This is a genomic window from Clostridium algoriphilum (assembly GCF_020443705.1).
GTDB classification, from domain to species: Bacteria; Bacillota; Clostridia; order Clostridiales; family Clostridiaceae; genus Clostridium_AD; species Clostridium_AD algoriphilum.
On the sequence record NZ_JAIZZK010000002.1, the window covers coordinates 90,895 to 111,662 of the forward strand.

Below are 20,768 nucleotides of genomic sequence, written 5' to 3' on the forward strand. Positions count from 1 at the left end.
AAACTTTTGTGTTTTGAATATAAAGAATGGGGGTGGAAATTTATGAATGAGTTAACTTTAAAAAGAAGATTCTTAAAAATAAGTAACAAATTTAGAACAGGTGATTTTAATTTAAGTACAATAGCATCCATAATTGACGAAATAAGATTCTCAGTAGGAGAACTAACTTCAGATGAAGTGAAGTTATTATTAGAAATACCAATGAGCGTTTTAAAACATGATGTTGATTTGAATGATGAGTCTCACTGGAGCAAAGAAAATATGGATTATTTTGGAGGCAATCTATGCATAGAAGATGAATTTGTAATGGACTTAAGAAAAAAAGTTTTAAAAGGTCATTGTGGCTTTAACGATATGTGGAGTTCATTAGATTATGTGAAAAATAATTACAATAAATTAAAAAGTAGACATGGAAGAAACATAGAATTAATATTAAGAAATCCCGAGGTAACAATACGGGAAGATTGTAAAATAATTAATGAAGATGAATTTAGAAATAGTGGTGAGATATTTGCTCAATATGTAGATAAGGCAATTAACTTATAAATTAATAGATGAGGAGCCTTTTAAATGGGCTCCTTTTTATTGCAATGAAACTAAATTGTGGGTGAAACTGCAGTGTAAGGTAGGGTCAATATAATTACTATGGAGATAAAGTTGTACTCAATTCACAACTTTATTTAACAGTCTCTGTATCTAAATATGTACACATCAAAGGAATACTTGAAAAACAGGTAACTACCATAAGCATTTAAATCTATTTCAAAGCTTGTGGTGAGGCTGTTCTAGCCTAAACAAGTAAAAACTAATACAATTATTGCAGAGAGATTATAAAGGAGTTTAGTAACACACTTAAAACTATGCATTGCATCTATTCATAACCTAGAGAGACTATAATTTTATTTTTAACGGGAGCGAAAACGACCCACTCAACATCTGACAAAGCCTTGATATGACTACATTCTATCGTAATGTAGCGACAAAGAAAATTTGTTGCTAAAATGGATAATATAAGGTAATAAGGTTGTGATGGTAAGATATGTCGGTAGATTAATTAGAAAAGGAACCTATATGGCTTAGTTAATCAGATATCACGAAATATAACGAACACATGTTCTCAATAATGGTGCTGTATGTACTGTTGAATGCAAATTAGTTGTTAGAATGGCTTAGATAGGGACTTCTATAGTAAATGAAAATATATAAAGGGGGGGACCCATAAGGTGTGTTATTTTAAGGGGGAATTACACGAAAAATTTATAAGAATTACAAGCACTATTAAAATCATAGCCAACAAACCTAGTGATATAGTCATTTTAAATACTTAACAAGTGAATAAATTCGCCATTTAGTTATGTTTGTAATAATGTAAGAATGTTCTGCATTTTCCTGTTTTAGCATCTAACATTAAATCATGTAGTACATCTTATGCTAAATATTTGTTTGTGTTGTGCAAACAAATATTTAGCATTTTTAATATTATTCTACATAAATTAATATGCCCATAAATAACTATTTATGTAAAAAGGTAAGTTGTAAAATGAAATGACCGCAAAACAAAAAAATAAAGACCCAAGAGAAATACTCTAGTATAATGTTAAGTGACAAAACCAACAAGTACTGGAGGATTTCAAATGAGCCAATTAAATTTTATCACTGTGAGCAGAAAAGGTAAACACCTAACCTACGAAGAACGCATAAAGTTAGAAGTTTTATACAAGAGTGGATTAAGTTCGAGCAGTATTGCGGAGCAAATAGGTGGACGTTCAGAACGTACAATAAGGCGTTAGGATAGGAATGACAACACAGGATGATTCTACGTGGGGAAGACCCGACAGTATTAAATCTAACTACGACAGCATGTGGAGTAAGTGAGCAATGGGTTTATGGCGATACAAGTTATCTATATTTCGATAGTGGAATATTAACAGACATACAGAATTAAATGATTACTAATAGACAAAAGGCTACCTTAATTGGTAGCTTTTTTATTTTTGAGTCTACCCTGCTTTTAATTCTAGGATTAGAGCTTCTAAGAGCCGTCAATATAGAATTAATGCAAGAGTATAGGTGGAAAATAGACATTCATTTAAGTCTTAAGATTGTTGATTTGTTTATGTTTGTTATATACTAAGACTGCAAAAATTACTACCCTAAAACTAGATTAGCTAACTATATATATAGGCTATTAGTATATGTGTTATTTATGTCGGATTATATATAATGGTATCCTGCCACCATTCAAATTTAAAAATCTTTTAAAGAAAGATTATGATTAAATGGTTTATAGAAATTCTAAATGTAATATTTATGACACATTATTAGAATACTATGATTGACTGGCAGTAAAGTATATTTTACAAATGAATTATAATTCAAAAATTAAAGGAGTGTGAATTATATGCTATCTATAATTGGTGGAATTGTTGTCATAATTATAATACTTAAAGTTCTCCATATTTTTTAAGTATTACTTTATCAATTAATTATAAAAATATTGATTTAGTGGATTTTATAAAAATCATTAAATAAAGAAAGTAATATATATGGGACTTTTTTACGTTGGTTAGTAGGAATAATAAATTTTCTGGCTATTGGGGTTTATAGTTAATATTTGTGGTGGCATGATACACATTTTTCTTTTTCTTATCATAGCTAGACAACTGATGAATGTATTAATTCTACTTGGGGACGACCCGACAGTATTATCGAACTACGACTGCAGATGGGGTAAGTGAGCAATGGGTTTATGGAGATACAGCAATGATTTTATTATATTTTGATAATGGAATATTAACAAACATACAGAATTAAACAATTACTAACAGATAAGAGGCTACCTTGATTGGTGGTCTTTTTTGTTTTTGAGGATTATCCTATTTTATTACTATGATTAAAGCGTCTAAGACTGTTTATGAGAGCCTAAAATATTGAATTAGTTCTAGAGTATAGGTGGGAATTGGACATTCATTTTCAAACCATATATGAAGAATAATTGTAGCAAAAGTGTATGGAATCAATGATTTTATGTTATTTTAAGTCTTAAGATTATTCATAAAAAACAAATAAATTGTTTATTTGTTTTTTATGAATAATCCTAAGACTGCAAGAATTACTACCCTAAAACTAGATTAGCTAACTATATATGTAGACTATTAGCATATGTATTATTTATGTCGAATTATATATAATGGTATCATACCACCATTAAAATCTAAACATAATTTAAAGGAAAATTATGATTAAATGGTTTATAGAAATTCTAAATGTAATATTTATGACACTTTATAATATTATGATTGATTAGCAGTAAAGTATGCTTTACAAATAAATTATAATTCAAAAATAAAAAGGAGTGTGAATTATATGCTATCTATAATTGGTGGAATTGACAAAAATGGTGATATAGATATAATTGAAAAGATTGAAGATATCATAGATGATGAAATTATGACAGTACGTAAAGTTGCGGCATATTTTAAAGTCAGTGATAGGACTGCACTCAAATTGATAGAAGATGGAGAAATATCTGTTTTTTATTGTGAACAAATTCTCGACTTTATTTGTAAATAATAGTTAAGATGGTTTTATGTTAATATATAATCTTCTTTATCTACATATCTCTTAATTGTATAAAAATCATGACCAGTAATTTTAGCAATTTTTCTTAGACTTTTCCCTTCAAATTTCCTCATATATTTGATATTATATACTTGTTCCATTGTTAGCATCCCCTTGCTATCCTTTTCAGTTTCGTCACTAAAAAGGATATTATATTTTGTGGGTGCTGGCAATGGAATTTTTCCATTTTATGCTTGGGTTTTTAAAGGCCGTTCTGTATGGTTTTTATTATACCAAAAACAAGTACCTATAAGATAAATTTATATTGTAGCAAGTAAAGCATAGTTTCATCCAGTTATCCTAATAATAATGAAAGCTAATAAAATAAAAACAAATATTATGAGGATGGTGTGTGTAAAAATGAAAAATGTGAAAATTACTTCAATATTTATAATAGTAAGTATATCTATTATGATATTTACTGCTTGTAGTTCTATGAAGTCACCGACTATTAAAAAACCACTGATGGCTCCACAAAAAGAAATTAATAATACTGTAAAAGCAATATCGACAGCTATGAAAACAATTTATACTGACACCCTTAAGGGACTAGTTACTGCTAAAACAATAACACAGGCTCAATCAGATAAAGTAATGGAAGAAGTAACAAAAAATGTGTCAAAAGCTAAAGGTAGTATTAATAGATTAAGTAAATTAGTAAAAAATAATGTGATTACCCAAGGTCAAGCGGATAAAATAAACCAAAATATTGAGAAAGCTATGAAGAGTATCAAAAGTCAACTTAAATAAAATTAAGGTAATTTATTTACAGATTGCAACAGGATAATTATGAACTGCCAAGCAGTTATAATAAAGGTCTAGTTAGAATTTAGAGCAAGAATTTGCAGAGTTATAATGGTAGTTGGAAGTATAATATAAGTTAGTAATGTAGTGGAAATATATTTTTCATATATTATGTAATATGTATATCTAAAATAAGTAAATTTGAATAATTTGGGACACACTTATTATTTGCTTATTTAAAGTCTAATTTAAATTATAATAAATAAAGCAAATATAAAAGGACTATTAACATAGTTCTTTTTTTATAAAAAAAGTAGAAGGGCGACTATAAAGTACAACCTTCTGCAATAATCCTTAAAGGATATGAGCAAACTATACCATTATTTAAAAATAAAAGCAATGTAAAAATAAGGTCGAAAGAAGAGCGAATATGGAAGATACGGAGCATGACATTACTTTAAGAAGTTTAAAATTTTACTAATTGAAATGATTCCTAGCCTTAATTGCTCGGAAGTCTTTTTTCTTTTTTACTTATGTGTATGGAATAGAATAAAGATAAAAGTATGGAATGATATCTAAAGATTGTCATATCAATGCTTCACGGGGTTGATATATCACTACAGGAATCAATCCATGGTGTTAAGGGGTATGGAGTTTAAGAATGTCTACCTGATTAATTGTAATGAAGAGAACATTCCTCATGTAAATAGCATAGATAATAACCTAGAGGAAGAAAGAAGACTATTTTATGTAGGAATTACAAGGGCTATAGATAATGTTTGGTTATGCATATGTAAAAATGTAAAAGGAAAAGCGAAAGAAACCTCAAGGTTTATTAAAGAATGCAATATATTAGGCGCAAGTGATTCGGACTTACCTTTTAAAGAAGAGGATGAGGTGATACATAAAAGCTTTGGTAGTGGAACTGTTATTTCAATTACTAGTAAAGATTTAGAAATTAAGTTTGAGGGAGGAATTATAAGAAAATTTGATACTGATATTTTGTATAATAACTCTTTAATATCAAAGAGATAAAACTATAGAAAGTAAAATAAGATTCTATAGATTTGAATTATCTAAGATTATAAACATTTCAGAGAGCATAGAAACTCCTACTAAGACTAAAATAGAAAATAAAGTTATTTCTATGAGAAGAGATGGTTACAAAGGGAATACTTATAAGACTTTTGTGATTAAGACTAGAGCATTTTTAACCTACTGTTTTAATGACATGATTTTATTTAGACATATGAAAACTAGAAGACAAATTACAGTCCCTTTAAGTCCCACATTAAAGAATGTATTAAAGAATATATTGTTGTAATGAATTTGATTAGTGATGACTTATTATTCCCTAAGCTAAATAAGGAAAAGATGTGTTACGATACCTTGCATCAAAACATAAGTAATTATTTTAAAAATAGAAATGTTAAAATGCGAGGTGTCAATACTTTCAGAAATACATTTGCTACCTTTTTTATAATCAATCACGGAGACATTTATAGATTGAAAATTATCTTAGGGCATTCAAATATAAAAACTACCGAAAGATATATTAATCTTTTACCAATTAATATTAGTGCAGACATTTGTAAATTTAATCCACTAGATGTGCTAAATAAGAAGAATCTGAAGACTAGACTAAAAATAAATAACGCATAAAAAAGCAGACAAAAATATAGTTCTTCAAATATAAAAAAAGGGTACTGCAGAGGATAACCAAACTCACTTAACAAAAACATTAATATTAAAACCCCACAGGTCATACTAGCCATGTTGAACTGTGGGGTTAATGCTATATAATACATCAACTAAATTTATAATTTAATAATTAATGACAAGACTACCTTAACGGGTAGTTTTTTTTATAAGTATGCTTTTTTAAATAAGAATGCCTCAACTTGGGGTGGTAACGCAGGCAAGAGAGAGAACGATACAGGACAATCAGAGGTAAGGATTGAGCCAACGAATATTTAAATGAATTAGGAATTTCTCCACTGGTGGGGAAGGGTGATTTTATACCCGAAAATCGGTATGGCAAATAATGAAAAAGCTACTAGGTTCATGCTATGGATAAGAAGAACGTTGGAAGAAAATAGGATTAATTACATCTTAAGATATACAGAACTTTTTTAACAAAGAAATACTGCATGATTTAATGCTAGATACAAGAAGAATAAGTATTCAAAGGTTGTGTTTAAACAGATACATAATAAACAACTAATTGGAAAACGGGGCTATACTATGCCATAAGAATCACTTAAAGGCTCGTAGAGAGGCTGTAATAGCTTAACAAATAAACTCTAATGCAATTATATGCAGGTGGGTTAACAGGCTATACATATGGGTTCTCTTTATTCGCACCGAGTACAAGCTATAGAGTATACAACAGTAATAAATCTGTAAATATAATTGGCTCTGCAACACTAGATTAGTATATCCTTGTTAGTGGTCTTGGCAAGATATATTCTAGAACAATTACTCATACAACTACTTATAATTTATATTAATTTTGATGTTGGAATACTAACAGACATACAGAATTAAATAACTACTAATAGACAAGTGGCTACCTTAATTGGTAGCTTTTTATTTTGAGGATTAACCAACTTTAATACTATGATTAAAGCACCTAAGACTGTTTCTAAGGGCTTACAATATATAATTAATGCTAGAGTATAGACGAAAATTGGGAATTCATCGTTAATCTCTTATATTATAAATTAGGGTGCTAAATGTGTGTAAAACCAATGATTTGAAACTCAAGATTGCTTATAAAAGGTAGATAAATTGTTGGTTTGTTTATGTTTGAGTAATCCTAAGACTGCAAGAATTACTACCCTAAAACTAGATTAGCTAACTATATATGTAGACTATTAGCAAATGTATTATTTATGTCGAATTATATATAATGGTATCATACCACCATTAAAATCTAAACAAAATTTAAAGGAAAATTATGTTTAAATGGTTTATAGAAATTCTAAATGTAATATATATGACACTTTATAATATTATGATTGATTAGCAGTAAAGTACGCTTTACAAATAAATTATAATTCAAAAATAAAAAGGAGTGTGAATTATATGCTATCTATAATTGGTGGAATTGACAAAAATGGTGATGTAGATATAATTGAAAAGATTGAAGATATCATAGATGATGAAATTATGACAGTACGTAAAGTTGCGGCATATTTTAAAGTCAGTGATAGGACTGCACTCAAATTGATAGAAGATGGAGAAATATCTGTTTTTTATTGTGAACAAATTCTCGACTTTATTTGTAAATAATAGTTAAGATGGTTTTATGTTAATATGTCTTTACCCCCTCAATTTTTAGTAATATACATATGTTTTGGCTGTACCAGTGCAATCTGATGCATTGAGATGTTATCTTAGAAGGTTATATGAGTATTTACCAATGAGAAGACCGAATCAAATCTTTGTTTTAATACTTGTGGTAAAATAGTACTCCTAAACTCTAACACATTTAAAATTCTTCTAATAGTGAAAAATGATACTTACCTTCTTTTATCCAACAATTCGTTAAAGCAACTATGGCTGTATTTATAAATTCTCTTATTTTGTCTAATCCGTCACCATTGTTATATTTTAATTCAACTATATCACCTGGAAAATGAATCAGATTTCTTTGTTTCCTAAAATTATCCATTATTTGTAAAACCCCATTATCATCTATTTGTAGACAATCCTTATACTTATCCTTGTTAAGTATTTTATCGAAATTTATGCTTTTATCAGATAACCCTCTCAGTCTATTTACCTTCCCGTCAAAACGATATCCCTCAATTTCAAAATATTCTTTAGCAAGTATAGGTTGGTTCTCCTGCCTAGTTCTCAATTCTGTAAAATATTCATTTCCCTTTTGATTCAGAGTGGAGCAGGAGCAATCCTGTTCATTTTCTTGTTGAAGGATAGGTATTTTAATAGATAATAGTAGTTTTCAGTGACTTATATATTGAACTAGATTATTTTATGTAGGAATTACAAGGGCTATAGATAATGTTTGGTTATGTATCTGTAAAAATGTAAAAGGAAAAGCGAAAGAAACCTCAAGGTTTAGTAAAGAATGCAATATATTAGGCGCAAGTGATTCGGACTTACCTTTTAAAGAAGAGGATGAGGTGATACATAAAAGCTTTGGTAGTGGAACTGTTGTTTCAATTACTAGTAAAGATTTAGAAATTAAGTTTGAGGGAGGGATTATAAGAAAATTTGATACTGATATTTTGTATAATAACTCTTTAATATCAAAGAGATAAAACTATAGAAGTAAAATAAGATTCTATAGTTTTGAGTTACCTAAAATTGTGGGTATTTAAGAGGATATACAGACACTTACTCTCATGAGAAATAATATTATCTCCATGAGAAAAAGTTTTGTAATTAAGACTAGAGCATTTTTAAATTATTGTTTTGATACTCATTATTTACAAAAAATATATTTTAAATATAAAAAAGGATAAAGATACATAATTTAATTGTATCTTTTTTTATGTTTAATTAGTAAATCATCTAAAAATATACTTTTATAATTAATTATATATAAATCCTTAAGCTTTCATAAATTGATCGAATAACAATCTTCGAAAACTCAAAGTTGTAGATTCTGTACTGCTTTCAGAAATATATTTAACATCTATATTCTCCCAACCATTAGTTGATTGTACAGGGTAAATAATTCCTTCGGACATCAATTTTATAAATATTTTTTCTTTTATCTTATACCGAATAACTTCATTAGCCACTTTTTCAGCTAATTCTTCTTCATCATCAAATTTAAATTCCTTGCTTAAATAAACATTTAGTAGAATTATATTGGTTATCTTTTCATTTTTAAAGAATTCCCTATATTCATTTATACCTTTTGTAACCGAACTAGTATAGTCAAAATTATTTGCTATTTCCATTATTTTATTTTGTATATTCATATCCTATTTCAACCCCTCATAAGAGAAACATTCTACATAAAAGAGGTGAATTCCTTCTTTTATTACATATTATTATATTATTTAATATGTTACGCACATCAAAAAATATGATTTCCTGACGTGATTATTACTAACTTATTAATGTTACAGTAGGTTTAAGAACAAATTCTATTACAAGATCATCTTTTGAATATCATATGGTACATAAAAGTTTTGACAGCGGCATCGTTGTTTCAATTACTATTTACAGTTTATTGTTACTCTTGACATCAGTATGACATAGTTACTTGTTAATATGAATTCATAGCAAGTAATTAGTAATTGAATTTTTTAATTAGAGTCCCCCTTTAATTAAGAATATATCGAAAACTATTAATGGACTGGCATAATTTAGCCAGTCTGTTTCTTTTTTTTGCTTACGTGCAAACCTACACTTAAAGCCCAAGTATTAAAATTAAATAAGCTTGTAATGGTGCTATAGGATAATTATGAACTGCCAAGCAGATATAATAAAAGTCTAGTTAGAATTTAGAGCAAGAATTTGCAGAGTTTATAAGGGGAGTTGGAAGATAGTAGTCATATAATTCAGAATATTTCCTCGGAAATATATCTTTCATATATGATGTAATATGTATATCTAAAATAAGTAAATTTAAATAATTTAGGAAATACTTATTTTTTATAAAAAAAAGTAGAAGGGCGACTATAAAGTACAACCTTCTGCAACAATCCTTAAAGGACATGAGCAAACTATACCATTATTTAAAAATAAAAGCAATGTAATAAGGTCGAAAAAAGGCGAATATGGAATATTAATTTATGGATTTTATATACAGAGGATAAGACTTGCTCTTATAGAATATGTAATATATGATTTTATATGGAGGGAGGGAAGAATATGAAATGTTTATCTTGTGGAAATGAAATGAAAGTATATGAATTTGAAGATTATGAGAGTTTTACAGATGAAGAGATATTAAAAGTAATAAGTGAACATACAGAAAAATGTGAATGGGTTGAAAACTTAAAAGGGTTCAGGATATTATATAGTGACAGTAGATTTTAAATCAAGAGATAAGACGATAAAAAGAATAAGAAATGAATACAAATAACAAAAAGGAGCTAAGAGATTAGCTCCTTTTGTCGCGTAGAAATATATTGGGAGGTTTTAAATTTCAAAAGATAAAAGCCCTGCTGAAATAAACGTACTTGAAAATTTTATTGTAGGTATTAAATTGAATAGTATAAATATAAGTCGGTTGTAGGTAAGTTTTAAGTATAAAGAGAATAGATTTTGAAGTTTCAGAGAAAGCTAAATGTAATAAAGATTTAGTAGTTACAAAACTTAGTTGTAATAATTTGAGAAAAAAATAATGGTGTTGAAAGGAATGAATAATTTATGCCTACTATTACAAATGTAATAATAAAAGATACTGATAGTTTAGTTGTTAGAAAAATAAAAGGGAAACTTAATGATGTAGGGGGACAAGTAATAGTTACACTTTATAGTGGAGATAGCTGTGATATTTGCTTTGATGAAGGCGATAAAGGACTTGTCTCTTCAAAGATACCTACAGAAAATCAACTTGTATGGGAAGCTTTTGATGCTGCAGTTGAGGTTGCAATGAATAATGGTGGTAAAGCAAAAAAAGGAAATGCCCAGTCTGGTGCCAAGTTAGGCAGTGGGAAATTGATGACTAATTCAGTTGAAGGATACATTGCCCATAAAGTACATGGGGTTCAGGAGGGTGAAACAGCATTTGGTCCTGGTTTTGTTATTTGTGCTATTCTTGATTGGGCTGAAATTTGCAAAAATGAAAAGTGGTATCTTTCAATTAATCCAATATTTTTAGAAGAATACAGAAATCAATAAAATTAGAAAATAAATAATATATAAAGGAGATTAATAACTTATGTAGAATAATATTATTATAATAACTTTATAGGAGGTAGGAATATGAGTTCTGAAAGTAAAAACGAAGCAAGAAGCATAGAACATACACTTAGAAGTATATATAATTGTAGTAGGTATGAATTTGGTGGTAATATAGATCAAGATTTAATAGAAGCAAGCCCAGTACAATCATACATATTAGGACTAGCACCTATTTATGTTAATGCTGATAAAGCTAAAAGAAAAAACATTGATACATATATAGAAAACTTATATCAATATGCAGGTATGCCAATTGAAGCAATTGGCATTGATGTAGTTCAGAATTTAACTAAAGTATTTGAAACATTAATAAAATAAATTTAATTATAGCATATTAAATTGGTACTTATAGAACTAGACACTTTGAAAAAGTGTTTGGGCTATAAGTACTTTTTTGTTTAATAAGAATATTATTGAATCATTTTTTTAAACGTGTCTTGTATTGGCTGAGTTCCATTAATAAAAACAGATATATTATTGTAAATCTTTTTATATTCATCTACAACAATTTGTAATGACGGATCGTCATGCTCTTGCTGATTTACATAAATTATAAAATTACTTAATAAAAAATTTTAATATTTACGTTATATTAAATATTAAGTCTTAAAATTAATAAAGTATATTGATTTATTACAAAATTTACCTTATAATAAGATTAAGGGTATAACTTAAACATAAAAGGGGGATATCTTAATATGCTAACTTTTATAGTTATGGTAGGTGTGTTGACAGCTAGTGTAGTTTTTTCAGCGACAATATTATTAAAAATAGCTAATTTTTCATCAGTCAAACAAGCAGAACTCCAAGCAAAACAAAGGATGAAAAACGAAATATAATTCTACGATGTAATTAGAAGTAGCAATTTGTGTGCTTTTATATGGTAATAAAACCATAGAACTAGGAATAATGTTGTATAGGGTGATATTATGGTAATCGATAATAAAAAAAAATTCGATACTGATAAAGATGAATTAGTATGGACTAAAATAATTAGCACTTATCCATATGCTAAAGATAATAATAGAAGTACACACTTAGTAAAATATTATAAAACCCAATTCAATGAGGAATATTATATATTTAAGTATATAAAAACTAATAATAATGGTTATATTGTAGACGATTTTGATGAGTTTCATTGGAGCGAAATCATACAACAAATTGATATTTCAGATAAGTGTTATATTTATTCCCAACTTTGTAATGATATAAATTGTATAAAATCAGTAACAAGTGGAAGAATAATTAAAAGAGATATACAAGAATATACAAGAATATATGAGCTAAAGCATCATCAATGATGCTTTTTTTATTTCAATTACTATAGTTGGGCTGTGAATTTATAAAATGTATTAATAATAAATATGTGAATTTAGAAATTACACTGTTGCAGTGTAAAGGGACAACACATATAATGTAATGAAGAACAATAATTGGCAGGGCATTTGATTATGATATAATTTAAATGAATTGTCTATTTAGGAGGAGATTTAATGGTTGCCTTTAAGAAGATGTGGGATGATGTATTATTAATTTTATCAAATGAAAATAACTCGGACAAAGATATTTTAGAGAAATTTACTTGCGGATTTACTGTTAAAGAGAGGGATGACATAATTTTTATTACAAGAGATGACTTTGTAGATTTTTGGTGTAAGCTGGTGTATTATACTGAACTATCTTTAGAGGATATTTTAGAAGATAATAAATTAAAGCCAAAGTATGTTTATAATATTTTAAAACAATTACCTTATGTATCAGAGAGTTCTGGCGTAGTTAAGTTATTACAATAGTTTAATTGAATGTTTTTATATAATGTTATATAATTTTATTAAGCTCATATTCTATGAATATGAGCTTAATTTAGATTTATGCAGATCTTTAAATAATTTTGTGAGGAAGAGGTATATAGATGGAGATCACAAATGTTAATGATCAGGAACTTATATTTGCTTTAGATATAGGAACAAGATCCATTATAGGAACAGTTGGAGTAATATTTGAAAAAAAGTTTCAAGTGCTATTTGAGAGTTACATAGAACATGAAGAAAGAGCTATGATAGATGGTCAAATTCACGATATTCAATTGGTCGCTAGTGGAGTAATAAAGGTGAAAAAAGAATTAGAGAGTAGCTTAAAGATGCCATTAACTAAAGTTGCAATTGCAGCTGCAGGAAGATTTCTAAGGACAACTTCAATTAAAACTGAACTAGAAATTGAAGCGGATATTGACATTGATAGGGAAACGATTCGAAGTTTAGAGCTTACTGCAGTTAAAATCGCTGAGGATGAAGTTGCAAGGACTTCACAAGGTAAACTTTATTGCGTAGGATATAGCGTTAAAAATTACTATTTAAATGGATATATAATTACAAATTTGAACTCCCATAAGGGAGAAAAAATTGCAGTAGAAATAATAGCTACCTTTCTTCCACGTTCGGTTATTGACAGTCTTTATGCTGTTATGAATAAGGCTGGACTTGAGGTTATAAGCTTAACGCTTGAGCCTATAGCTGCAATGGAAGCTGCTGTGCCACAAAATTTACGACTTTTAAATTTAGCATTAGTTGATATTGGAGCAGGTACTTCTGATATTGCCATTAGTAGTAAGGATAGTATAAGTGCATATGGGATGGTACCTATTGCAGGTGATGAGGTAACAGAAATAATAGCACAAACCTATTTAGTTGATTTTAACACTGCTGAAAAAATTAAAAAGCAATGTAGTGGAAAAGACAAAATAGAGTACATAGATGTTTTAGGACTTGAAAATGAGATAGATCCAGGGGAAGTACTAAAGATAATTAACCCTTTAGTTATGAAAATTTCTGAAGAAATAGGAAATAGAATAATCGAATTAAATGGGGGAAAAGCTCCTAACGCTGTATTTCTTGTAGGAGGGGGAGCACATACACCTTGGATAAAAGAAAATATTGCTAAAATATTAAACCTACCAATACAAAGGGTTGCAATCAAAGGCAGAGAATCAGTAGTTGATTGCATTTGTGATGGGGGTTTAGGAAGTATCGGTGTTACAGTTTTAGGTATAGCATTAATATCAATAAAGAAATTAGGACATGATTTTGTTGATGTAACTATAAATGACAAGATTATAAGTCTATTTAATTCGCATAAACATACAGTGATGGATGTGATGGCTCAAGAAGGTATAAACCCTAAAATTCTTATTGGTAAGAACGGACATAACATCAGGTTCAGTGTTGATGGAATAAAACGGGTGGCATTTGGAACTTTAGCTAAGGGAGCAGAAATTAAGATAAATAACATACTTAGCAACATTGATTCTGAGGTAGTTGAAGGCGACATTATTGAGATCGTTTTCTGCAAGGATGGTAAAAATGCTGAGCCTAGAATTATGGACTATGTAAAAAATATACAAGCAGTAAGCTTTTATTATGAGGATGCAATTTGTAACATTGAGCCGGTTTCGTTCATTAATGGAGAAAGAGTCTTAATAAATGATATAATAAAAGAAAATGACAATGTTCTCATAGAATTCCCTGCTACAATACTAGAATACTCAAAGTATTTTGGAGATAAACTGCAAGGATTAACTTTTATAATGAATAATAAGCAAATTCTTGAGGATTATGTTATAAAAGAAGGGGACATGATATATAAAAAACAGGTTCTTGACGAAAATGATAAAGTTGGAAAAAAAGTAACAAAGGTAGATAAAGAAGTAACGATGATGAAAAAACAAGTATTAGAAATAAAAGTTGAGGTTAATAAAAAAAATATAACACTTAAAAATAAAGAAAAATACGTATTTGTAGATATATTTGATTATGTGGAATTTGACTTATCTATCTCAAAAGGTAACTTGGTACTAATGCTTAACAAAAGTAAAGCTAGTTATTACCAGCCACTAAATGATAAGGATGTTATAGAGATATATTGGGAAAAATAATAAGTAAAGAGGTGTATAAAATGAATTTTTTGGATATGGCAATATCTATTGAAAGTGATTTAATTGACATAAGGCGTGACATACATGAAAATCCTGAATTAGGGTTTGATTTGTTTAGGACTTCCCAAAAGGTAAAAGATTTTTTATCTAAGGAAGGCATTGAATTTTACACTGTAGCAGGAACTGGAATCTGCGCTATCATTAGGGGATGTGGTGAAAAAACCATTGCTTTAAGAGCAGATATGGATGCACTTCCATTACAAGATAAGAAAACATGCGATTACGTCTCTAAAATTAATGGCAAAATGCATGCCTGTGGACATGATGCTCATACTACTATACTTTTAGGAACAGCTAAAATATTGAACGGTATGAAAGACGTGCTTCACGGTAATGTTAAATTATTTTTTGAACCGGCAGAAGAAACCACTGGTGGGTCACCTCTAATGATTAAAGAAGGGGTACTTACAAATCCTAATGTGGATGCTGTTATTGGGCTTCATGTTGAGGAGTGGTTAGAAGCTGGAACTGTTGGTTTAAAACGAGGCGTTGCATATGCAGCATCAAATCCGTTTACCATAAAAATAATTGGTAAAGGCGGACATGGTGCAAGCCCACATATGACAATAGATCCTATTGTTATAGCAAGCAATGTTATAATTACTCTTCAAAGTATTGTAAGTCGGGAAATTCCACCTACAGATCCCGCGGTTATAACTATAGGTTCAATACATGGAGGGACAGCTCAAAATATAATACCTGAAGACGTTACAATATCAGGAATTATTAGAACTATGAAAAGTGAACATAGGGAATATATAAAGACTAGATTAGTTCAAGTAGTTGAAGGTATAGTTACATCAATGCGAGGAAAATGTGAAATTAACATTGAGGAAAGTTATCCTTGCCTTTATAATGATGATGCACTAGCTGAGATATTTGAGAATAAGGCGAGTGAATTAATTGGAGAGAACAATGTTTATAAATTAGATCAGCCTACTATGGGGGTTGAAAGCTTTGCTTACTTTTCTATGGAAAAACCGGCATTATTTTACTTTTTAGGAAGTGGGAACAAGGAAAAAGGTATAGTAAATCCAGCCCACGGAAGTTTATTTGATATAGATGAGAGCTGTCTATCCTTAGGTGTAGCTATGCAATGCAATTTAGCTTATGAATTTTTATTGAAATCATAACGCAATTTAGTATATAATTGATGCTTGATGTAATTTTTAAATGTAGAATAATTATGTGCAAGTTTCGTCAATAGATAAAAGAGAACTAGGAGGATATGAATGAGAATAGAAATCGGAGCAAATGAAGCAGGACAAAGAACAGATAAATTTATGAGAAAAGTACTTGGGGATGTGCCTTTAAGCAAAATATATAAAGCTTTCAGAAAAGGTGATATTAGGGTTAATGGTAATAAAATCAAGGAAAAACATTCTTTAGTACAAGGTGATGTTGTTGAAACAAAATATATTACCAGTGAGTTTAAGAAACCAGAGTTCAAAAGAATAGATAATAAGTTAAAAATAACATTTGAAGATGCTAATATATTAATGGTGGAAAAATGGCCAGGAGTTTTAGTTCATGCTGATCAAAAGGATGGTGACCCTACTTTAACAGATTATGTACTTTCTTATTTGTTTGATAAGGGTGATTACAGACCAGAAAATGAAATAACATTTACGCCTGCACCTTGTAACAGATTAGACAGAAATACTTCAGGTATAGTTATGTTTGGTAAAAACTTTAAAGCTCTTAAACTTTTAAATGAAATGATAAGAGCAAAAGACATAGAAAAGTATTATATGGCACTAGTGACAGGAAGAATTAAAGATGGAGTTTATGAGGGATATATATATAAAAATGAAGATGCAAACATATCACAGGTATTTAACTCACAAATGCCAGATACGAAAAGAATAGCAATGGAAGTTAAAACTATAGAAAGTTGCGGTACATTTTCTTTATTAGATATCAACCTTTTAACAGGTAGAAGCCATCAGCTTAGAGCTCATCTAAGTCAGCTTGGTAATCCTATTGTTGGTGATCCTAAATATGGTGATAAAAAAATGAATAGCTTTTTCAATAACAAATATGGTTTGGATTCTCAATATCTATATGCATATAAGACAATATTTAAGAATTGCCCAGAGGATTTATATTATATGGAAAATAAAACTATTGCAGAGAGTTTACCACCAGCATTGAAAAAAATCAAAAGGGATGTATTTAAATTTTAGAGGGTGAATCTAATGAGTGAACAAGGAGATTTTAAAACACAATCCACTACAAAAGGTTTTGCAATATTAACCGCTGCAGGTTTTATGGTTAAGTTTTTATCATTACTTTATGTTCCTTTTTTAGGGAAAATACTAGGCGAGAATGGGATAGGAGTATATGCTTCTGCATACAATATATTTACATATGTATATATATTAACTAATGCGGGCATTCCTGTTGCTATTTCTAAGATGGTGTCAGAACTTATAGCGCTCGGGAATTATAAGGATGCTATAAGGACTTTTAAAGTAGCTAGATTTTTACTTCTTATTTTAGGAATGGTTATGTCAATTTTAATGCTTATATTCGTAACCCCTATAGCTAATGCAACAGAAAGCTCTACTTCAAAATTAGCTATTATGGCACTTGCTCCAACTATTTTATTGACTTCTGTTTTATCTGCTTATAGAGGCTATTTCCAAGGAAGAGGTAATATGACACCTACTGCAGTATCACAGGTATTAGAACAGATTGCGAATACTATATTTAGTTTAGTTTTTGCAGCATGTTTTATAAAATATGGGGTAGCACAAGGTGCAGCAGGTGGAACAATTGGGACATCGGTAGGAGCACTAGTTGCTGTAATTTATATGATCCATTATTATGAAAAAAATAAAGTCTTTAGAGTTCCTAAAGGATATAACCAGTTAAGTATAAAGAGATTTACTACTAAAAGAATAATAAAAAAACTATTGAATGTTGCCATTCCTATGACGATATGTTTAGGGATACAACAATCTGGATTATTTATTGATTTGTGGTTAGTTAAATCAAGGATGATATCTTTTGGAATGACTAAAGTACAGGCAGATGTTTTATGGGGTGTGTTATTTAAATATACAACATTAATAAATGTGCCTATAGCTATTATTTCATCACTTGCCATAACTATATTGCCGTCTATTTCTAGTTTAATGGCACTTAAGGATAAAAAAGCTGTAAGAAATAAAATTAATTACGCTTTTAGGTTATGTTTCTTAGTGGCAGTACCTTGCGCATTTGGACTTGCAGTTTTAGCGGGCCCTGTAGTATATTTAATCCAATATGGTTCTGGTGTTGGAAGGTTACTAATATATGGGTCAGTGGTAATTATTCTTATGGCTGTGGTTAGTATTCAAACTTCAATTCTTCAAGGAATTGGAAAAGTATATTTAGTAACTGTTTATGCGTTTTTTGGAATAATTGGAAAAATAATTACTAATTATATTTTTGTTGCAATTCCAAGCATTAATATATTAGGTGCAATCATGGGTAATGCAGTAAGTTTTGCAATACTTTTGATGTTGAACTATTTTACTATTAATAAAGTATTGAAAATTAAAATTAAACTACCTAGTCTTGCAATAAAACCTGTAATAGCATCAGTTGTTATGGCGATAGTTGCAAAGATAATTTATAGTAACTTTAATCTATTATTAAGCTTTGTTAGCAATGAATATATTGCTAGTGCAATTGCGGTATTAATTTCTATGTGTTTCGCAATAGTATCTTATTTCTTAATACTAGTGCTCATAGGTGGATTAACTAAAGAAGATTTAGAAATATTTCCACGTAAGATTATAAAACTTATACCTAAATCTATTTTATCTAGAATTAAATAGAAATGAAGTAAGTCTAAGGCACATTATAGAAGATGATGATAAATAGCATCTTCTATGATAATTAAGTCTTAGGCCTATTTGATTTTTTTGTAAGAATGAGAGAAAATAATAAGAGAGAGAAACCAGTTGCAATAATTACAATGTTTTTTGTAATGAAAATAGTATCTGGTATAGTACTTTGCAAAATTTTTAATATGAAGTATAAAAATATGCTAAGACTAATATCAATTAAAATTTCACCCCATGAAAAATGTATATAACAACTTTTCTTAATTGAAATTATATTCATTAGAAAGCTTAGAATAGAGGTTACAAGTAAAGTTATTCCATAGCCTAAAATATTTATATTTGGAATCCCTAATAATATATATAAAAGTATTAGTTCAAGAATTGAGATTACTACAGAGTTAATTAAAAGAGCCTTTTGACTTCCTAGTCCGTTTAATATTCCAAAGGTTGAACCAGACATGTACATAAATGGTGCACATAAAGCAGCAAGGCGTATGTACAAACCTAAATCATATCTGTCAAAAAATAATTTGCCTAAAGAATCCCCACTGCATAAACATATTATCATAGTAGAAACTCCTAGTAAAAATGAAATTTTTATAACTTCCTTTATTCTACTTTCTAGACCCTTATAATCATTTTTACTAATACTTTTAGAAATATCAGGAGTTAGCATGGTTGCCATGGACATTACGATAATAAAAGGAAAGAAAACAATGCTCATAGCCATACCTGAAAATTTGCCTATTAAAGCTAAGCTTTCAGTATATTCTATGCCTGAATAAACTAGACGTCCTGGGATGATTAATGTTGATAATGCTGATATTACAGTGTTTAAAAACCCATTTAAACCTAATGGGAATGAAACAACAAGTATATTAAATAAAAGTTGAGCTCTTCCTTCAGTCTTTTTCACAATTTTCTTAAATTTATTTTTACTTTTTTCATAAAATAAAAATAGTAGAATAAAACTTATCAGTTCCCCAATTGATAGCGAAACATATGTAGCAGTTACTGTAGCAGTTACATTTTTTAATGCAAAGAAATTTATTATACCAAGAATTATTGCCATTCTTACGGTTTTTTCAACAATATCTATGATTGCAGGTACTTTAACATTAGAAATGCCATAAAAATAACCCTTATATATAGAAGAAAGAGCAACAAAAATTAGAGCGGGGCATATAACCCAAAGGGAATAGAGTGTTCTTTGATCTTTTATTATATATGTACTAATATAGGGTGAAAAAATAAATACTGCAATTGTTATTACTATAGATAAGGCAAGATCAAAAATTAAGGCAGTATGTATAGTTTTATTTAAATTACCATAATCATTTACCTCATAATAGGATGAAGCTTCTTTTGAAATGGCTGTTACCATTCCCCCACAAATAAGGCAAGTAAATAAATCGTAAATAGGCATTACAAGGCTGTATAAACCCATACCTTCAGCTCCTAATTTTTTTGAAAGTAAAATAGAAAACATAAATCTTAATATTCCAGCAGTTAAATTTGAAATCGTTAGTATTATTGAATCCCTGTAAAAATTATCTTTAATCATAAAAGGTTCCCCCTAATTCTTAAACGTTAGTAAATAATAGTTATTAATAATTAATATGTGAAGGTTTATGATTATATTCTATAAGGAACATTAAAATAAAAATGGGGGTTATTTCAAA

At 28.9% G+C, this 20,768-nt stretch carries 25 protein-coding genes; 21 read left to right on the forward strand and 4 right to left on the reverse strand.

Annotation, left to right across the window (positions count from 1 at the left end; genetic code table 11):
- The first annotated feature begins 42 nt into the window (after positions 1–42).
- The 5 genes from LGK95_RS02655 to LGK95_RS02670 all read left to right on the forward strand — a co-directional run bounded on the left by LGK95_RS02655 (position 43) and on the right by LGK95_RS02670 (position 3,573).
- Positions 43–546 carry a hypothetical protein gene (locus tag LGK95_RS02655; protein ID WP_226121936.1) on the forward strand — a complete coding sequence of 168 codons (504 nt, stop codon included), beginning with the start codon at positions 43–45 and terminating at the stop codon, positions 544–546.
- A gap of 1,088 nt (positions 547–1,634) precedes the next feature.
- Positions 1,635–1,790 carry a helix-turn-helix domain-containing protein gene (locus tag LGK95_RS02660; RefSeq protein ID WP_226121938.1) on the forward strand — a complete coding sequence of 52 codons (156 nt, stop codon included), beginning with the start codon at positions 1,635–1,637 and terminating at the stop codon, positions 1,788–1,790.
- Between the two features lie 155 nt (positions 1,791–1,945).
- Positions 1,946–2,134, forward strand: a complete 189-nt coding sequence (locus LGK95_RS02665; RefSeq protein WP_226121940.1) for a hypothetical protein — start codon at positions 1,946–1,948, stop codon at positions 2,132–2,134.
- 460 nt (positions 2,135–2,594) lie between these two features.
- Positions 2,595–2,738, forward strand: a complete 144-nt coding sequence (locus LGK95_RS22760) for a hypothetical protein (RefSeq protein WP_404814394.1) — start codon at positions 2,595–2,597, stop codon at positions 2,736–2,738.
- A 628-nt stretch (positions 2,739–3,366) separates the two neighbouring features.
- Entirely contained in the window at positions 3,367–3,573 is a 207-nt protein-coding gene (locus tag LGK95_RS02670; RefSeq protein ID WP_226121942.1) for a helix-turn-helix domain-containing protein, read from the forward strand.
- 14 nt (positions 3,574–3,587) lie between these two features.
- Here the strand turns inward: LGK95_RS02670 and LGK95_RS22320 are convergent, their stop codons facing one another.
- Entirely contained in the window at positions 3,588–3,722 is a 135-nt protein-coding gene (locus LGK95_RS22320; protein WP_264174455.1) for a hypothetical protein, read from the reverse strand.
- A gap of 259 nt (positions 3,723–3,981) precedes the next feature.
- Between LGK95_RS22320 and LGK95_RS02675 the strand changes: the two genes are divergently transcribed.
- From LGK95_RS02675 to LGK95_RS02690, 5 genes are all read left to right on the forward strand, one after another.
- Positions 3,982–4,371: a hypothetical protein gene (locus LGK95_RS02675; RefSeq protein ID WP_226121944.1), complete on the forward strand. Its 390-nt coding sequence runs from the start codon at positions 3,982–3,984 to the stop codon at positions 4,369–4,371.
- Between the two features lie 642 nt (positions 4,372–5,013).
- Positions 5,014–5,400, forward strand: coding sequence for a 3'-5' exonuclease (locus tag LGK95_RS02680; RefSeq protein ID WP_226121946.1), 387 nt, complete (start codon positions 5,014–5,016; stop codon positions 5,398–5,400).
- Between the two features lie 288 nt (positions 5,401–5,688).
- Positions 5,689–6,027: a site-specific integrase gene (locus LGK95_RS02685; RefSeq protein ID WP_264174456.1), complete on the forward strand. Its 339-nt coding sequence runs from the start codon at positions 5,689–5,691 to the stop codon at positions 6,025–6,027.
- 644 nt (positions 6,028–6,671) lie between these two features.
- Entirely contained in the window at positions 6,672–6,800 is a 129-nt protein-coding gene (locus tag LGK95_RS22325; RefSeq protein WP_264174457.1) for a hypothetical protein, read from the forward strand.
- A gap of 652 nt (positions 6,801–7,452) precedes the next feature.
- Positions 7,453–7,659 (forward strand): helix-turn-helix domain-containing protein, encoded by a 207-nt coding sequence (locus LGK95_RS02690; RefSeq protein WP_226121948.1) that lies wholly within the window; start codon positions 7,453–7,455, stop codon positions 7,657–7,659.
- A 199-nt stretch (positions 7,660–7,858) separates the two neighbouring features.
- On the opposite strand, the gene LGK95_RS02695 is transcribed toward LGK95_RS02690, so the two are convergent.
- The gene (locus tag LGK95_RS02695; RefSeq protein WP_226121957.1) at positions 7,859–8,230 is read right to left on the reverse strand and encodes a hypothetical protein; all 372 of its coding nucleotides are present in this window, start codon (positions 8,228–8,230) and stop codon (positions 7,859–7,861) included.
- A gap of 283 nt (positions 8,231–8,513) precedes the next feature.
- Here LGK95_RS02695 and LGK95_RS02700 point away from each other — a divergent pair, with 283 nt between their 5' ends.
- Positions 8,514–8,651 carry a hypothetical protein gene (locus LGK95_RS02700; protein WP_226121958.1) on the forward strand — a complete coding sequence of 46 codons (138 nt, stop codon included), beginning with the start codon at positions 8,514–8,516 and terminating at the stop codon, positions 8,649–8,651.
- Positions 8,652–8,942: 291 nt separating this feature from the next.
- On the opposite strand, the gene LGK95_RS02705 is transcribed toward LGK95_RS02700, so the two are convergent.
- Positions 8,943–9,320, reverse strand: coding sequence for a hypothetical protein (locus tag LGK95_RS02705; RefSeq protein WP_226121959.1), 378 nt, complete (start codon positions 9,318–9,320; stop codon positions 8,943–8,945).
- A gap of 898 nt (positions 9,321–10,218) precedes the next feature.
- On the opposite strand from LGK95_RS02705, the gene LGK95_RS02710 reads away from it, so the two are divergent.
- The 10 genes from LGK95_RS02710 to LGK95_RS02755 all read left to right on the forward strand — a co-directional run bounded on the left by LGK95_RS02710 (position 10,219) and on the right by LGK95_RS02755 (position 19,077).
- A complete protein-coding gene (locus tag LGK95_RS02710; RefSeq protein ID WP_226121960.1) occupies positions 10,219–10,386 on the forward strand; it encodes a hypothetical protein in 168 nt (55 codons plus the stop codon).
- 333 nt (positions 10,387–10,719) lie between these two features.
- The gene (locus LGK95_RS02715) at positions 10,720–11,193 is read left to right on the forward strand and encodes a hypothetical protein (protein ID WP_226121961.1); all 474 of its coding nucleotides are present in this window, start codon (positions 10,720–10,722) and stop codon (positions 11,191–11,193) included.
- 84 nt (positions 11,194–11,277) lie between these two features.
- Positions 11,278–11,574, forward strand: coding sequence for a hypothetical protein (locus LGK95_RS02720; protein ID WP_226121962.1), 297 nt, complete (start codon positions 11,278–11,280; stop codon positions 11,572–11,574).
- A gap of 380 nt (positions 11,575–11,954) precedes the next feature.
- The gene (locus LGK95_RS02725) at positions 11,955–12,095 is read left to right on the forward strand and encodes a hypothetical protein (RefSeq protein ID WP_226121963.1); all 141 of its coding nucleotides are present in this window, start codon (positions 11,955–11,957) and stop codon (positions 12,093–12,095) included.
- Between the two features lie 90 nt (positions 12,096–12,185).
- Positions 12,186–12,560, forward strand: coding sequence for a hypothetical protein (locus tag LGK95_RS02730; RefSeq protein WP_226121965.1), 375 nt, complete (start codon positions 12,186–12,188; stop codon positions 12,558–12,560).
- A 192-nt stretch (positions 12,561–12,752) separates the two neighbouring features.
- Complete coding sequence (locus LGK95_RS02735; RefSeq protein WP_226121967.1) at positions 12,753–13,052, forward strand: hypothetical protein; 300 nt, start codon at positions 12,753–12,755, stop codon at positions 13,050–13,052.
- Between the two features lie 119 nt (positions 13,053–13,171).
- The gene (locus tag LGK95_RS02740) at positions 13,172–15,190 is read left to right on the forward strand and encodes a cell division protein FtsA (protein WP_226121968.1); all 2,019 of its coding nucleotides are present in this window, start codon (positions 13,172–13,174) and stop codon (positions 15,188–15,190) included.
- 20 nt (positions 15,191–15,210) lie between these two features.
- Positions 15,211–16,383, forward strand: coding sequence for a M20 metallopeptidase family protein (locus LGK95_RS02745; RefSeq protein ID WP_264174458.1), 1,173 nt, complete (start codon positions 15,211–15,213; stop codon positions 16,381–16,383).
- A 99-nt stretch (positions 16,384–16,482) separates the two neighbouring features.
- Positions 16,483–17,436, forward strand: a complete 954-nt coding sequence (locus LGK95_RS02750) for an RluA family pseudouridine synthase (protein WP_226121969.1) — start codon at positions 16,483–16,485, stop codon at positions 17,434–17,436.
- 12 nt (positions 17,437–17,448) lie between these two features.
- Positions 17,449–19,077 (forward strand): putative polysaccharide biosynthesis protein, encoded by a 1,629-nt coding sequence (locus tag LGK95_RS02755; RefSeq protein WP_226121970.1) that lies wholly within the window; start codon positions 17,449–17,451, stop codon positions 19,075–19,077.
- Between the two features lie 61 nt (positions 19,078–19,138).
- On the opposite strand, the gene spoVB is transcribed toward LGK95_RS02755, so the two are convergent.
- Positions 19,139–20,650, reverse strand: coding sequence for a stage V sporulation protein B (gene spoVB / locus LGK95_RS02760; RefSeq protein WP_226121971.1), 1,512 nt, complete (start codon positions 20,648–20,650; stop codon positions 19,139–19,141).
- Between the last annotated feature and the right edge of the window lie 118 nt (positions 20,651–20,768).

Bases quoted from the DNA above. Each gene is read 5' to 3' on its own strand.
- LGK95_RS02655 (WP_226121936.1), top strand. From the start codon at position 43: ATGAATGAGTTAACTTTAAAAAGAAGATTCTTAAAAATAAGTAACAAA.
- LGK95_RS02660 (WP_226121938.1), top strand. From the start codon at position 1,635: ATGAGCCAATTAAATTTTATCACTGTGAGCAGAAAAGGTAAACACCTA.
- LGK95_RS02665 (WP_226121940.1), top strand. From the start codon at position 1,946: ATGATTACTAATAGACAAAAGGCTACCTTAATTGGTAGCTTTTTTATT.
- LGK95_RS02670 (WP_226121942.1), top strand. From the start codon at position 3,367: ATGCTATCTATAATTGGTGGAATTGACAAAAATGGTGATATAGATATA.
- LGK95_RS22320 (WP_264174455.1), bottom strand. From the start codon at position 3,722: ATGGAACAAGTATATAATATCAAATATATGAGGAAATTTGAAGGGAAA.
- LGK95_RS02675 (WP_226121944.1), top strand. From the start codon at position 3,982: ATGAAAAATGTGAAAATTACTTCAATATTTATAATAGTAAGTATATCT.
- LGK95_RS02680 (WP_226121946.1), top strand. From the start codon at position 5,014: ATGGAGTTTAAGAATGTCTACCTGATTAATTGTAATGAAGAGAACATT.
- LGK95_RS02685 (WP_264174456.1), top strand. From the start codon at position 5,689: ATGAATTTGATTAGTGATGACTTATTATTCCCTAAGCTAAATAAGGAA.
- LGK95_RS22325 (WP_264174457.1), top strand. From the start codon at position 6,672: ATGCAATTATATGCAGGTGGGTTAACAGGCTATACATATGGGTTCTCT.
- LGK95_RS02690 (WP_226121948.1), top strand. From the start codon at position 7,453: ATGCTATCTATAATTGGTGGAATTGACAAAAATGGTGATGTAGATATA.
- LGK95_RS02705 (WP_226121959.1), bottom strand. From the start codon at position 9,320: ATGAATATACAAAATAAAATAATGGAAATAGCAAATAATTTTGACTAT.
- LGK95_RS02710 (WP_226121960.1), top strand. From the start codon at position 10,219: ATGAAATGTTTATCTTGTGGAAATGAAATGAAAGTATATGAATTTGAA.
- LGK95_RS02715 (WP_226121961.1), top strand. From the start codon at position 10,720: ATGCCTACTATTACAAATGTAATAATAAAAGATACTGATAGTTTAGTT.
- LGK95_RS02720 (WP_226121962.1), top strand. From the start codon at position 11,278: ATGAGTTCTGAAAGTAAAAACGAAGCAAGAAGCATAGAACATACACTT.
- LGK95_RS02725 (WP_226121963.1), top strand. From the start codon at position 11,955: ATGCTAACTTTTATAGTTATGGTAGGTGTGTTGACAGCTAGTGTAGTT.
- LGK95_RS02730 (WP_226121965.1), top strand. From the start codon at position 12,186: ATGGTAATCGATAATAAAAAAAAATTCGATACTGATAAAGATGAATTA.
- LGK95_RS02735 (WP_226121967.1), top strand. From the start codon at position 12,753: ATGGTTGCCTTTAAGAAGATGTGGGATGATGTATTATTAATTTTATCA.
- LGK95_RS02740 (WP_226121968.1), top strand. From the start codon at position 13,172: ATGGAGATCACAAATGTTAATGATCAGGAACTTATATTTGCTTTAGAT.
- LGK95_RS02745 (WP_264174458.1), top strand. From the start codon at position 15,211: ATGAATTTTTTGGATATGGCAATATCTATTGAAAGTGATTTAATTGAC.
- LGK95_RS02750 (WP_226121969.1), top strand. From the start codon at position 16,483: ATGAGAATAGAAATCGGAGCAAATGAAGCAGGACAAAGAACAGATAAA.
- LGK95_RS02755 (WP_226121970.1), top strand. From the start codon at position 17,449: ATGAGTGAACAAGGAGATTTTAAAACACAATCCACTACAAAAGGTTTT.
- spoVB (WP_226121971.1), bottom strand. From the start codon at position 20,650: ATGATTAAAGATAATTTTTACAGGGATTCAATAATACTAACGATTTCA.